This window comes from Ruegeria sp. AP7 (assembly GCF_056539905.1).
The window spans coordinates 268606-281619 of record NZ_JBQFVT010000004.1; the positions used below are offsets into that span (position 1 = coordinate 268606).

The 13014-nt window shown below is 55.5% G+C and carries 12 protein-coding genes; 7 read left to right on the forward strand and 5 right to left on the reverse strand.

The genetic code is table 11. From position 1 onward, the window contains the following. The first annotated feature begins 73 nt into the window (after positions 1–73). On the forward strand, positions 74–820 hold the full coding sequence (locus ACR0KN_RS10560) for a YbaY family lipoprotein (protein ID WP_480653366.1): 747 nt from the start codon (positions 74–76) through the stop codon (positions 818–820). Here the strand turns inward: ACR0KN_RS10560 and ACR0KN_RS10565 are convergent, their stop codons facing one another. The 4 genes from ACR0KN_RS10565 to ACR0KN_RS10580 form a co-directional block, all read right to left on the reverse strand. Next, complete coding sequence (locus ACR0KN_RS10565) at positions 821–2482, reverse strand: FAD-binding dehydrogenase (RefSeq protein WP_480653368.1); 1662 nt, start codon at positions 2480–2482, stop codon at positions 821–823. An 11-nt stretch (positions 2483–2493) separates the two neighbouring features. Continuing rightward, a complete protein-coding gene (locus ACR0KN_RS10570) occupies positions 2494–3351 on the reverse strand; it encodes a bile acid:sodium symporter family protein (RefSeq protein ID WP_010441919.1) in 858 nt (285 codons plus the stop codon). Between the two features lie 72 nt (positions 3352–3423). Continuing rightward, positions 3424–4158 carry a glutamine amidotransferase gene (locus ACR0KN_RS10575; protein ID WP_480653370.1) on the reverse strand — a complete coding sequence of 245 codons (735 nt, stop codon included), beginning with the start codon at positions 4156–4158 and terminating at the stop codon, positions 3424–3426. Between the two features lie 16 nt (positions 4159–4174). Beyond that, positions 4175–5947: an SLC13 family permease gene (locus tag ACR0KN_RS10580; RefSeq protein ID WP_170472535.1), complete on the reverse strand. Its 1773-nt coding sequence runs from the start codon at positions 5945–5947 to the stop codon at positions 4175–4177. Between the two features lie 111 nt (positions 5948–6058). On the opposite strand from ACR0KN_RS10580, the gene ACR0KN_RS10585 reads away from it, so the two are divergent. Both ACR0KN_RS10585 and ACR0KN_RS10590 read left to right on the forward strand, forming a co-directional pair. Further along, positions 6059–6799: a YebC/PmpR family DNA-binding transcriptional regulator gene (locus ACR0KN_RS10585; protein WP_010441922.1), complete on the forward strand. Its 741-nt coding sequence runs from the start codon at positions 6059–6061 to the stop codon at positions 6797–6799. A 170-nt stretch (positions 6800–6969) separates the two neighbouring features. Beyond that, on the forward strand, positions 6970–8244 hold the full coding sequence (locus ACR0KN_RS10590; RefSeq protein ID WP_170472532.1) for a permease: 1275 nt from the start codon (positions 6970–6972) through the stop codon (positions 8242–8244). 2 nt (positions 8245–8246) lie between these two features. Here the strand turns inward: ACR0KN_RS10590 and ACR0KN_RS10595 are convergent, their stop codons facing one another. Beyond that, positions 8247–9134 (reverse strand): LysR family transcriptional regulator ArgP, encoded by an 888-nt coding sequence (locus ACR0KN_RS10595; RefSeq protein ID WP_480653373.1) that lies wholly within the window; start codon positions 9132–9134, stop codon positions 8247–8249. An 84-nt stretch (positions 9135–9218) separates the two neighbouring features. On the opposite strand from ACR0KN_RS10595, the gene ACR0KN_RS10600 reads away from it, so the two are divergent. The 4 genes from ACR0KN_RS10600 to betC all read left to right on the forward strand — a co-directional run bounded on the left by ACR0KN_RS10600 (position 9219) and on the right by betC (position 12930). Further along, positions 9219–9818 (forward strand): LysE/ArgO family amino acid transporter, encoded by a 600-nt coding sequence (locus ACR0KN_RS10600; protein WP_170472528.1) that lies wholly within the window; start codon positions 9219–9221, stop codon positions 9816–9818. A gap of 40 nt (positions 9819–9858) precedes the next feature. Then, complete coding sequence (locus ACR0KN_RS10605) at positions 9859–10791, forward strand: DMT family transporter (protein ID WP_170540935.1); 933 nt, start codon at positions 9859–9861, stop codon at positions 10789–10791. 61 nt (positions 10792–10852) lie between these two features. Beyond that, positions 10853–11425, forward strand: coding sequence for a choline-binding transcriptional repressor BetI (gene betI / locus ACR0KN_RS10610; protein WP_260022726.1), 573 nt, complete (start codon positions 10853–10855; stop codon positions 11423–11425). After that, the gene (betC, locus tag ACR0KN_RS10615; protein WP_480653375.1) at positions 11422–12930 is read left to right on the forward strand and encodes a choline-sulfatase; all 1509 of its coding nucleotides are present in this window, start codon (positions 11422–11424) and stop codon (positions 12928–12930) included. Before betI ends, betC begins: the two co-directional genes overlap by 4 nt. Positions 12931–13014: the final 84 nt, after the last annotated feature.

A 13014-nucleotide genomic window follows, 5' to 3' on the forward strand; every position in this document is an offset into this window, starting at 1 on the left:
GAATGTGTTGCCCTTGTAAATGGTGATCCAGCCACAATCTTTTTCTAAAAGACGAATGAGAGAGGATAGGATCATGCCTTTTCCAAAACTCGGACAGGCCATTGTGGCCGGAGCAGTTGTATTGGCTTTGCTGGGCAGCCAAAGCCACGCCGGATCGGTGACAGGCACAGCGACATATCGTGAACGGATCGCTCTGCCACCGGATGCAACACTGTATGTCGAATTACAGGATATCTCGCGGGCGGACGCAGCTGCTGTGACACTGGCAGCGCAGCGCTACGCTCTGAACGGCGTGCCATCAGAATTTGAGTTGTCGTTTGATGATGCGCTGATCCGCGAAGGAATGACCTATGCGGTCCGGGGTGCAATCTATCGTGGAGAGGAGCTGCTGTTTACGACCGATACGATTCACCCGGTGTTGACCAACGGAGAAGGCAATTCCGCAGACCTGATACTGGTGCAGGCGCACGATCAGAGCGCCGCGACACTGGAAGGGACTGAATGGGTGGCCATCGGAATAGATGGAGAGGTGTTGGACGCAAAGCGCCCGCCACAGCTTTCATTTGCTCAAGGCGGAGCGTTCGGCGGTACAGGCGGTTGTAATCGGTTTACCGGACAAGCCGAAATCATCGGCAATAGCATAGAATTTCCTGAGAACATGGCTGCCACTTTGATGGCGTGTCCACCAGAAATGGAAGAGATTGAAGACCAATTTCTTGCCGCTTTGCAAAGTGTAACCACTTATGCGGTTGCCGGTGACAGTCTGGTTATGCTCGACGCCGCAGGCGAACCTGTTCTGAAGTTTGTGCGCAACCAGTAATCAGGCCACGGCGCGGGACCGTCCCGCATTGCGGCCCGAGAAGATGCAACCGCCCAGAAACGTGCCCTCCAGCGCGTTGTATCCGTGGTAACCGCCACCGCCAAAGCCCGCGACCTCTCCGGCTGCAAACAGGCCGGGGACGACTTGGCCGTCTGCGCCAATCATCTGACTGTCGAGATTGGTCTGCAACCCACCAAGCGTTTTGCGGGTCAGAACATGCAATTTAACTGCAATCAAAGGGCCATTTGACGGATCGAGGAATTTGTGTGGCTTGGCGGTGCGGATCAACCTATCGCCCCGGTAATTGCGCGCGGCATGGATCGCCATCATCTGAGCGTCTTTCGAGAATGGGTTGTCGATCTGAGAATCCCTCGCCTCGATTTGCGTGCGCAAATACGCTTCGTCAATCAGTCCGCCGCCCAATTGGTTCATGCCACTGACTAATTCCGTCAGCGTGTTGGCAACAACGAAATCCTCACCCTTTTCCTTGAAAGCCTCGACCGGGCCAGTTGCCTTTGAGCCGGATAAAATGCGCTGTTGAATAACCTCTTTCCAGCTACCCGAAGTGAAGTCCGGGTTCTGCTCGGACCCGGAGAGGGCAAATTCCTTCTTGATCACTTTCTGGGTCAGAACGAACCAACTGTACTCATAACCCGTCTTCAAGATTTCGCGCAGCGTGCCCAGCGTATCGAAGCCCGGCAGACAAGGGGGTTGCAGACGATTGCCGCACGCGTCAAACCACATCGAGCTTGGACCGGGCAGGATGCGAATACCGTGCGCGGGCCAGATCGGATCCCAATTGCGTACGCCTTCCGTATAGTGCCACATTCGATCACCGTTGATCACATGGCCGCCTGCTTTCTCGCTGATCGGGATCATCCGGCCATCGACATGAAAGGGCACGCCAGCGATCATGTCTTTGGGTGGTTCACCCAATCGGTTTGTGGGCCAGTTTTTTCGCACCATTTCGAAGTTCCCACCGATCCCGCCGGAGGTGACGATGACCGCAGGCGCGTAGACTTCGAACTCGCCCACTTCGTCCCGATTGGTCTTGCCACCCCTCTGGACACTATCATCGGCTAGAACCTCTCCGGATACGCCCTTGGCTGTGCCATTTTGCATAATGATATGGCTGACTTGGTGGCGGAACTTCAACTGGATTAAACCAGCACTGACATGATCCTGCACGCGCCTAATAAAATGCTCCAACACTCCCGGGCCCGTGCCCCACGTGATATGAAAGCGCGGGACTGAGTTGCCATGACCATTGGCGTATGACCCACCGCGTTCGGCCCATCCCACGACCGGAAACCAGCGCAACCCCATGTCATATAACCAAGGACGCATTTCACCTGCTGCAAACTCGACATAGGCATCCGCCCACTTGCGGGGCCAATTGTCCTCATCACGGTCGAACTGAGCGCTGCCCATCCAGTCGCGCAGTGCCAGATCGTAGCTGTCGCGAATACCCATGCGACGCTGTTCCGGGGTGTCGACCATGAACAGACCGCCAAGGCTCCAAAACGCCTGCCCGCCAAGGAAGTGTTCCGGCTCCTGATCTACAATGATCACACGCTTACCGCGATCCCCCAACTCTGCGGCGGCAGCCAGACCGGCAAGCCCGCCGCCGACGACAATCGCGTCTGCTGTATTATCAGCCATCTGATCTCCTTTCAGCGGTTGCGGAACCAAAGGATAAAGGGGGTCACGACCACATACATCGTAATACCATAAACTGCGGCCGGAACGGCAAGCGGGCTGAAGCCCGTTGTGGTGCCTGTGATCAGTGCCGCCAACGTAATTCCCATCGCCGAATTCTGTATGCCTGTTTCGACCGAAATGGTTTTCGCCTCTTCCCATGTCAGCTTGGCGATCCGCGCCAGCCCAAGCCCAATTAGTAGCAGTGCGATATTCAGCGCGATCAACGCGGCCCCGATCGAGCTGAGGTTCTCAATGAAGAATTGCCAGTTTCCGGCCAGCGCCGCCAGAACGATCAGCACAAACAGGATCGAGGCAAGCGTGGACAAAGGGTTATCGATCCGAACCGCGAACTCTTTGGCAAAGTGGCGAATACTAACGCCTATCGCGACAGGCAACGTTGTGATCAGGAACAATGCGGTAGCAAGGGCGCCAATCGATACTTCCGGGGCTGTCTCACCCATGAAGTAATCGATGGACCACGCGGCCAGAATTGGAACTGTCACAATCGACAACAGGCTGATCACAGCCGTCAGGCTGACTGATAGCGCAACGTCGCCTTTGGCAAACTTTGCAAGGATGTTGCTGGTAACGCCGCCGGGGCAAAAGCTTAGAAGCATCACGCCAACGGCAATCTCAGCGGGTAGCCCGAACATCGTGACGGTTGTGAAAGCAGCCAGTGGTATCAACACAACCTGACTGATCGCACCGATGGCGAATGGGTATCCGCGGGTAAGAACTCGGCGAAAATCAGCGGCCTCAAGCCCGATCCCGAGCGACAGCATGATAATGGCCAGCGAAAGCGGCAGGCCAACATTTATGAGCAGGTCCAAGAACAACTCCTCCCAAAGTCATTCGGGCCAGCCTATGCGAGGGGGTGTTAATCAGGCAATAACGCCGTTGGGTCACCCGTAGCGTTCGGCGAACCGTCGCAGGATTTCCCCGGGTTGTGTAACGTCCGCCGCGTGGCAGATATCGATCAGGCGTTGTGCATCTTCCGGCGGGAAATACCCGTGATCTTTGTAGATGTTAATCCGCTGTTCAAAGTCCTTGGCATCCGCTTCGGGGTGGAACTGAGTGGCATAGACATTTTGTCCCCAGCGGATCATCTGGATCGGGCAGGGGGCCGAGGTGACCAGATGCACGCAGCCTTCTGGCAGGGATTGCACGGCCTCTTTATGACCGACAAAGGCTTCAAACTGCGGAACTAGGCCAGCGGTCAGAGGATCCTGCGCGCCATCTTCGGTCAGTTCGCAATCCGATGGTCCAACCGGTTCGCCAAATTGCCGTTTGCTGACATCACCTCCCAGATGCGCCGCGAGAATTCCCAGGCCATAGCAGCAGCCCATGAACGGGTGGTCCTGTGCTGTGATCTGCGGCATCAGCCCCATGATCGCGCCCTCGATCTTGGCATCCAAAGTAGATTTTCCTGCCGGATCGTCGCTGACGCAACCCGGGCCTCCGCCGACGATCACACCGGCGTAGTCGGTAACGTCCAGCCCTGCGGGCAGGTCTTCGCAATCCAGCCGGATGCGGTGGGTTTGCGAAGGTTCAAGGCCGGTTTTGTCCAGAATTGAGGCGTACTCAGCATCCGAAGCATCGATTTCTGGGCGGAGTTGCAGGATCAGAAAGCGTTTCATGCGCTGCCTTTACCCGTCAAAGCGGCCAGAACACAAGGATCGAGGGGATTGATACGGCGATGATCAATATCTCTAGCGGTAGGCCCATGCGCCAATAATCCCCGAAATGATAGCCTCCGGGACCCAGCACCAGCGTGTTGTTCTTATGACCAATCGGTGTGAGGAATGCTGCCGAGGCTGCCACGGCCACTGTCATCAGGAATGGATCGGGCGATACCTCAAGCGTACGCGCCATCTGTATCCCGACGGGGGCCGCAACAATTGCGGTGGCCGTGTTGTTGAGTACGTCCGACAGGGTCATGGTGACAACCATCAGCACAGTCAGGATCGCCCAGGCAGGCAGACCGTTTGTCAATTGGATCAGTGCGTTCGCTATCAGTTCGGTGCCGCCGGATGTTTCCAATGCACTTCCCAGCGGGATCATCGAACCCAGCAGTACCACCACCGGCCACTCTATGTGATTGTAGATATCCGCAATCGGCATGATCTTGGTAAGCACATAGGCCACAACGACCAGACCTAAAGCGATGGGTAGATAGATCAGTCCGATGCTAGCGGCCAGTACGGCTGTTGCGAACAGGCCGATGGCGAGCCACGCTTTGTCGTTGGCGGTGACGTTCAGGCCGCGTGCTGCCAAAGGCAAACAGCCGAGCCACTCGGTCACGTCCGCGCCCCGGTCGCGCGGGCAGAGCAGAAGCAGGATGTCACCCGCCTCAACTTCGGTCTTCCGGACTTGTTCCGTGATGCGACGGCCCTGACGCGAAATGCCCATTAGCACCGTGCTCTGTCGCCAGGCCAACCCCAGCGCCTGCGCGGTGCGTCCAGTGATGCGGGCGCTTTCGGGGGCAACGACCTCGATCACCTCAAGCCCGTCGCCCTCGGCAGTCAACACCTCTTGCCGCCTTGTGTCTGAAAAATCGAGATTGAGCGCAGCGCGGAATTCGTCCAACGCTTCGGGTCGGGCTTCAAGCACAAGCGCGTCACCTTCCCGCAAAGTGGTGTGGGTGGACCTGCCATAGCGCCGCTTGCCATCCCGGATCAGGCCGATAATGGCGACGTCGGATTTCTCAGCCGCCTCATAAAGCTCGCTAACGCGCTTGCCGATATGGGGTGACTCGGGCGGGACGGTCAGTTCGGCGATGTACTCGGCCAGAACTTCCGATGCTTCTTCCTGGACGCCACGATTGGGGATTAGTCGCCAACCCACCAAGGCCACAAAGGCCAGACCGGCGATCGCTGCGATACCGCCAACCGGGGCAAAGTCGAACATCCGAAATGGCTCGCCCAGAGTTTCGGCGCGGATTGAGGCGATAATGATATTGGGCGGCGTGCCGATGAGCGTGGCCATGCCTCCAAGAATGGTGGCAAAGCTTAGCGGCATCAGGCTAAGACCCACCGAACGCCCCGCCTTGCGAGCGGTTTGGATGTCGACTGGCATTAGCAACGCCAGCGCGGCAACGTTGTTCATAAAAGCGGACAGAACTGCGCCGATCCCGCCCATCAGCGCGATATGCGCGCCCAGACTGCGCGAGGCATCAACCAGTGTCCGTGTAATCAGGAACACCGCGCCCGACCGAACCAGACCCGCAGAGACTACAAGAACCAGTGCTACGATAATCGTTGCTGGATGGCCAAACCCGGCGAAGGCGTTCTCGACTGGGACAACGCCTAGCGTTACTGCAATCATAAGGGCAGTGAACGCGACGAGGTCATATCGAAACCGCCCCCAAAGCAGCATTCCAAATACGGCAATGAAAAGGGAAAAAAGAATAATCTGATCTGTCGTCATATCGCCACCATAGCCAAGGGCGAAGGCAGGACAAGCCGCTCTCTTGATCCTGCCCCCCGCAAACGTCTATATGAGCGCCGAACACGCAATCACGAATGACGAGGACGCACCATGGCAGGCCATTCCAAATGGGCCAATATCCAGCACCGCAAGGGACGTCAGGACGCCGCGCGGTCCAAACTGTTTTCCAAACTTTCGAAAGAGATCACCGTCGCCGCCAAGATGGGCGACCCCGATCCCGACAAGAACCCGCGTCTGCGTCTGGCGGTAAAAGAGGCCAAGTCGAACTCGGTTCCCAAGGACGTGATCGACCGGGCCATCAAGAAATCCGTTGCGGGCGAAGGGGATGAATACGAAGAAATCCGGTACGAGGGCTATGGCCCAAACGGTGTGGCCGTGATCGTCGAGACGATGACGGACAATCGCAACCGCACCGCATCGACCGTGCGTTCGACGTTTTCGAAGAATGGCGGCAATCTAGGTGAAACCGGCTCGGTTGGGTTCATGTTCGACCGAAAGGGTGAAGTTGTCTATCAGGCGGATGCTGGCGATGCGGATACGATCTTTGAAGCCGCGATCGAGGCCGGGGCTGAGGATGTCGAAAGCTCGGAAGACGGTCACATCATCTGGTGCGCTGATACGGATCTGAACGATGTATCGAATGCGCTGGAGACCGCGCTGGGTGAATCCGAATCCACCAAGCTGGTCTGGAAACCCACAACCACGACCGAATTGGGTCTGGAAGATATGCAGAAGCTGATGAAATTGGTGGATGCATTGGAAGACGATGACGACGTCCAGCGGGTTACGACCAATTTTGAGGCGACAGACGAGGTCATGGCCCAACTCTGATGCGTCGGGCAATCGTTGGTTAATTAGAACCCGGCCTTTGGCCGGGTTTTTCTGTTGCAGGGCTACGCCTAACAGAAATTTTGGTCCCTAAGGTCCTTGCATTTATGATCAGATCAATGAGGCTGAAAAATCTGAATAAGTAACCATAGGCGCACTACGCAGACCAAGAAATGGCGACGAACACGACCGATCCTGCCCGAAGAAATGTGCCGGTCATAGCTGGCCAGAGCATCCTATCACAGGTTGCGTGGACTCTGGGCAGCCCCTCTGTTGTTTTGCCCTTTCTTGCGATCTCGTTAGAGCTGCCGATGTTCCTTGCGGCGGCATTGGTTTCTATTCGCATGTCGGGCAGTATGATCTCTGACCTCGTTCTGGCGCGTCCTATCGCGGCGCAGGTTCGCAAGAAACGCGGTATCGCCCTGACCGAAATAGGATTGGGCGGCTGCCTTTTGATGGCCTTGGCCATCGCGGCAACCGGCAGCGTTACACTGACCGCTATCGCCTTTGTTGCGGCGTTTTTCCTGATCGGATTGATTGAAGAGAGCCAATCCCTGATGTTGTCCGATCTGTTCGGTGATCATCTGAAATCGAAATCTCGCATGATTATCCGATATCTCCAATTGGGTGCCGGTGGTCTTTGCGCGATCGGATTGGTGTTATTGATCCACGAGATCACAAAAGAATATCCGCCATTTTCGCGACATTCCGCTGTAATCGCAGCATCGGTTTCGTTCTTCCTGTTTTCTGCGCTGTGCATTCTCGGAATGGCAGAGAGTGCCCCCGAAAAACCTGAAGATGGAAACATCAAGATTTCCGGCCGTCAATCGCTGCGGAGTATTATTTCCGGCATCGTTGAAATGTTCGAATACCCTTGGTTCCGTCGTTATATGGCGATGCGGCTTCCTTTGGTTGTTGTATCGCTGTCGGTCCCGTTCTTTGCGCTTATCGCTGCAGAGGCACACCATACTTCTGCAAAGGGGCTGACGGCCATGATCATTTCGTCCGCATCCGGGTATCTGGTTTCGGCGCCGTTGTGGCAGTTGGTGAACATGAAGTCTCACCGCGCGGTGATGGTCTCGGGCAACCTGATGGTCGCAGCAACCGGGATCGTTCTGCTGGCCTTCCACTATGCCCACATTGACCACGAAGTTCATCTGCACGCGATTGCATTGTTTGTCGTCTCGGTCGCAACAACCGGAATATCAAGCGCGCGGAAGCTCTATTTTCTGGACATTGCCCCCAAAGAACAACGTATTCAGGGCGCTGCAGCCATCAAGTCTATGTGTCGGTTAACGGCCGTTGCATTATCGGCTGCGTTGGCCGCAGTTGCCCATATGCACGAGGTTGCATCAGCTATTGTGTTCATCGTGCTTGTCAGTATTTGGGCAGCGTTTTCCTGTTACCGAATTGCGCAGCCGCAACAGAAGGCGGATACGCAGGCATAAGGTTAGCCTGTTATGATGAGCGCCTGGGCTGCAACACGACGAACTGCCTTGGTCAACGGTGCAAGGGCAGGGGCAAGCACCCGCCCGATCTGCCAGGTCAGTTCCACATCCAATGGCGTGTCGGGAATAACCTCGCGGAGTTGACCTTTTACAATTGCAGGGCGTGCAAGGCTTTCAGGGTTCATCCCCCAGCCCAAGCCTGCAATCGCTGCCTCAACAAAGCCGTTTGTAGAAGGCATAAATTGCGTCGGTGGCGCAAGCCGACGTCCTATCTGTTTAGTGATCCAGGTTTTCTGCAAATTGTCTTTGCGATTGAAAGTCAGACAAGGCGCCAGCGACAACGATTCAGCCGATACGCCATCGCTGAACCAGCGGTCCATGAACGCGGGGCTGGCGGTTGGCAGATAGCGCAACGCGCCCAGCGCAAATGAATCGCATCCAGTGACGGCTTGTCCACCGACGGTAATCGCCGCGCTGACCTCGCCGCGCCTCAGCCATTCGGCCGAGTGATCCTGATCGTCAATCACCAGATCGAACAATAAATCGCCAGCCTGCGCGATCGCGTCGATAAACCATGTCGCCAGAATGTCGGCAGGAAGTGCAATCCGCACGCGGGTAGGGCCTTCGCGCTCATCCAAGGTCAGCTCTCGTGCGAGCTTTGCTTCAAGCAGGCCAATATCTTCGGCATGACGCGCAATCCGCAAGCCAGCAGGTGTTCCGATGCAAGGGGAACCGCGATGTATCAGAGCGGCTCCAACACGATCTTCCAAAGCCTTGATGCGTTGAGAGATTGCGGAGGGGGTCACAGACAATTCAGCTGCTGCCGCATCAAAGCTTCCATGGCGCAATATTGCAGACAGCGCTGAAAGATGATGCGGGTCCAGGAGCATTAGATTTTCTTAATTCAGGTTACAAACATTAATTTGATAGGGCCTCGGGATGGCTATAGTCAACGGCCAACAACAGGAGGTCGCATGTTCCCATCAATGATCGCAGGATTTGCCCTTAGCTTCAGCCTTATCTTGGCGATTGGCGCTCAGAACGCTTTTGTTCTGCGTCAGGGGCTACGACGCGAGCATGTCTTTCCTCTCTGCCTGACCTGCGCGGTTTCGGATGCAATTCTAATTGCGGCTGGTGTAGCCGGATTTGGCACGCTGGCGCAGGCCGCACCGTGGTTTGAAACGGTAATGCGCTATGGAGGCGCGATCTTTCTGACATGGTATGCTTTGCGCAGTTTCCAGTCCGCCTGGCGGGGTGGCGCAATGTTGGACACCGATGCAGGGCAGCGTACCAGTTTGCGCGCGGCTATGCTGACCGTATTGGCCTTCACATGGCTTAACCCTCATGTGTATCTGGATACGGTGGTGTTGATCGGATCGATTTCTGCCCAATACGATGACCGAATGGGGTTTGCTATTGGTGCAGTATCCTCTAGCTTCGTATTCTTCTTCTCACTGGGATATGGTGCGCGCATTCTCTCACCGATCTTTGCGCGCCCGCGTGCATGGCAAATACTCGACGTACTGATCGGCATCGTGATGCTGGGTATTGCGATGAAACTTGTTATCATGTGAAGGGTTGTTCCCGAATAGAAAACGGTGTTCAACCGTCGGTATGACTTCACCAAACGATCAGCAGCGCCCGCTTGTCGGCATGTTCTGGATGCTTTCGGCAGGTCTGTCTTTTGTGGGCATGAATGCTCTGGTGAAAGTGCTCGGGACTAGTATGGATCCAATTCAGGCCGCATTTTTGCGGTATGTTTTTGGGCTGGTTTTTCTTATTCCCGCATGGCGTGCGCTGATTGGAACGCCGCTGTCCACTCGTAACTTGACCCTGTTTGGATTGCGAGGGGTGGTTCATGCCATAGCCGTCATGCTCTGGTTCTATGCCATGACCCGCATTCCGCTGGCCGAAGTAACGGCAATGAATTACATGACGCCGATCTATGTTACTCTGGGTGCCGCGCTTTTCCTGGGAGAGCGGCTCGCTGTTCGTCGAATCGCAGCAATCGGTGTTGCGATTGTTGGGGTTGTAATCGTACTGAGACCTGGATTTCGCGAGGTATCGCCGGGACATCTGGCGATGTTGGGTACGGCCTTGGCACTTGGAGGTTCTTATCTGCTGGCTAAAGTTATGGTGCATGATATTCGGCCATCGGCAGTAGTTGCGCATCTTTCTATCTGGGTCACGATTGCCTTGATCCCTTTTGCTATCGCCGTGTGGCAGCCACCTTCCATGCGTGATTTGGGCATTCTGCTTGTCGTTGCCAGCTTTGCCACGGCTGGGCACTATTTCATGACGCTCGCGTTGCAAGCTGCTCCGGTAGCCGTGACACAGCCCGTGACATTCCTGCAGTTGATTTGGGCGACGTTGCTTGGCACATTGGTTTTCCATGAGAGTGTCGACATATGGGTTGTTGTCGGAGGCTCTCTGATCCTGGCAGCCGTCAGTTTCATCACGTGGCGCGAGGCGATACTTAGTAAGGGCAAAGCTACGCCGCCGACCCCGCTCCAGGGTTCAGAAACACCCGCTCAGAGTCGTTATTGATTGACGAGTCAATATAAAGCGCTTAGCTTCTCTTACACTCAAGCAGGGTAGAGAGGCGAAGATGCCAAAACTCGGAATGGAGCCGATCCGGCGGGATGCGATCGTAAAGGCGACGATTGCCGAACTTGGCGTACAAAAATCCCTCGATGTGACCGTCAGCCAGATTGCCAAGCGTGCGGGAATGTCCAGCGCATTGGCCCATCATTATTTCGGTGGGAAAGAGCAGATATTCCTTGCTGCTATGCGTCGTATACTGTCGGATTTCGGGGCAGAAGCGCGCACTCAACTTGGTACAGCCAAGCCTGAAGAACGCGCGCAGGCCATCATCCGCGCCTGTTTTGCACCATCCTGTTTCACGCCGGACGTGATTGCAGCATGGATGACCTTTTATGTTCTGGCGCAAACCAACGATGATGCGCTTAGACTTTGGCAAATCTATCAGGCCCGGATCCGCTCGAATCTCATCCATGCGCTACGCCCGCTACTGCGCGATCCGACCGAAGCCGCCGAAGATATGATCGCTCTGATCGATGGGTTGTACATCCACGCTGCTTTGAACGCGCCGCAAGAGCCGCAGTTGGCCGTGAACCATGCGCTGCGGGTTATGAAAGTTTTCCTAGAGGCCGAAAAATGACAAAACCGAATATTCTGATCCTAATGGTGGATCAGCTCAACGGGACCCTCTTTCCCGACGGTCCCGCGGAATGGTTGCATGCGCCAAACCTGAAAAAACTGGCGGCAAAATCAACGCGTTTCGCGAATACATACACAGCGTCGCCACTGTGCGCGCCGGGGCGGGCCAGCTTTATGTCTGGCCAGTTACCCTCGCGGACAGGCGTCTATGATAATGCGGCTGAATTCCGCAGCGATATTCCAACCTATGCGCACCATCTTCGCCGCGCTGGGTATTACACTTGTCTATCAGGTAAGATGCACTTTGTTGGTCCAGACCAGTTGCACGGGTTCGAGGATCGCCTAACCACCGACATTTACCCAGCCGATTTTGGCTGGACGCCGGATTATCGTAAACCCGGTGAGCGTATCGACTGGTGGTATCACAATATGGGATCAGTCACCGGGGCAGGCGTTGCCGAAATATCCAACCAGATGGAATATGACGACGAGGTTGCCTATAACGCCAAAGCCAAATTGTATGATCTGGCGCGTGGCAAAGATGAACGCCCTTGGTGTGTAACCGTCAGCTTCACGCATCCACACGATCCGTACGTGGCGCGTCGTAAATATTGGGATCTGTATGAGGATTGTGAGCATCTTGAGCCACAGATCTCGGATTTGGGCTATGACAATCAGGACCCGCATTCCAAGCGTATTTTTGATGCAAATGATTGGCGCAGTTTTGACATAAAGACCGAGGATATCCGCAAATCCCGCCGCGCTTATTTCGCCAACATCTCTTATCTGGACGACAAGATCGGCGAGATATTGGAAGTGCTGGAATCCACGCGGCAAGAGGCCATCATCCTCTTTGTCTCAGACCATGGCGACATGTTGGGCGAGCGTGGATTGTGGTTCAAGATGACTTTCTTCGAGGGGTCCTCGCGAGTGCCCTTGATGATCTCGTCGCCCGATCTTCCCACTGGCCGGATCGATACACCGGTATCAACGATCGATGTCACGCCAACACTTGGGGCGCTTGCCGGAGTTGACATGGCTGAAATTGCTCCATGGACAGATGGCGAAGACCTTGTGCCTTTGGCGAAGGGGAATGAACGAACAGCTCCTGTCGCGATGGAATACGCGGCAGAAGCCTCCTACGCGCCTTTGGTTTCGCTTCGGTATGGAAAGTGGAAGTACAATCGCTGCACATTGGACCCGGACCAGCTTTTTGATCTTGAAGAGGACCCTCACGAGCTGAAAAACCTGGCGAGCCAACCCGAACACGCGGGCACCCTGCAGTCCTTACGCGCCAAATCCGAGGCGCGTTGGGACCTTGAGCGATTTGATTCCGATGTAAGGGCCAGTCAGGCCCGTCGGTGGGTAGTTTACGAAGCGCTGCGGCAAGGCGGTTATTACCCGTGGGATTACCAGCCGCTGCAGAAAGCATCCGAACGCTACATGCGCAATCACATGGATCTAAACGACGTTGAAGAAAGCCAACGCTTCCCGCGGGGCGAATAACGTTCACTTTTTCAAAATACTTCCGCCAGAGGCGATAAGATTTTTCGCCGAAAAATCTTAGCCTGCGTGGAAATGGAGACACGA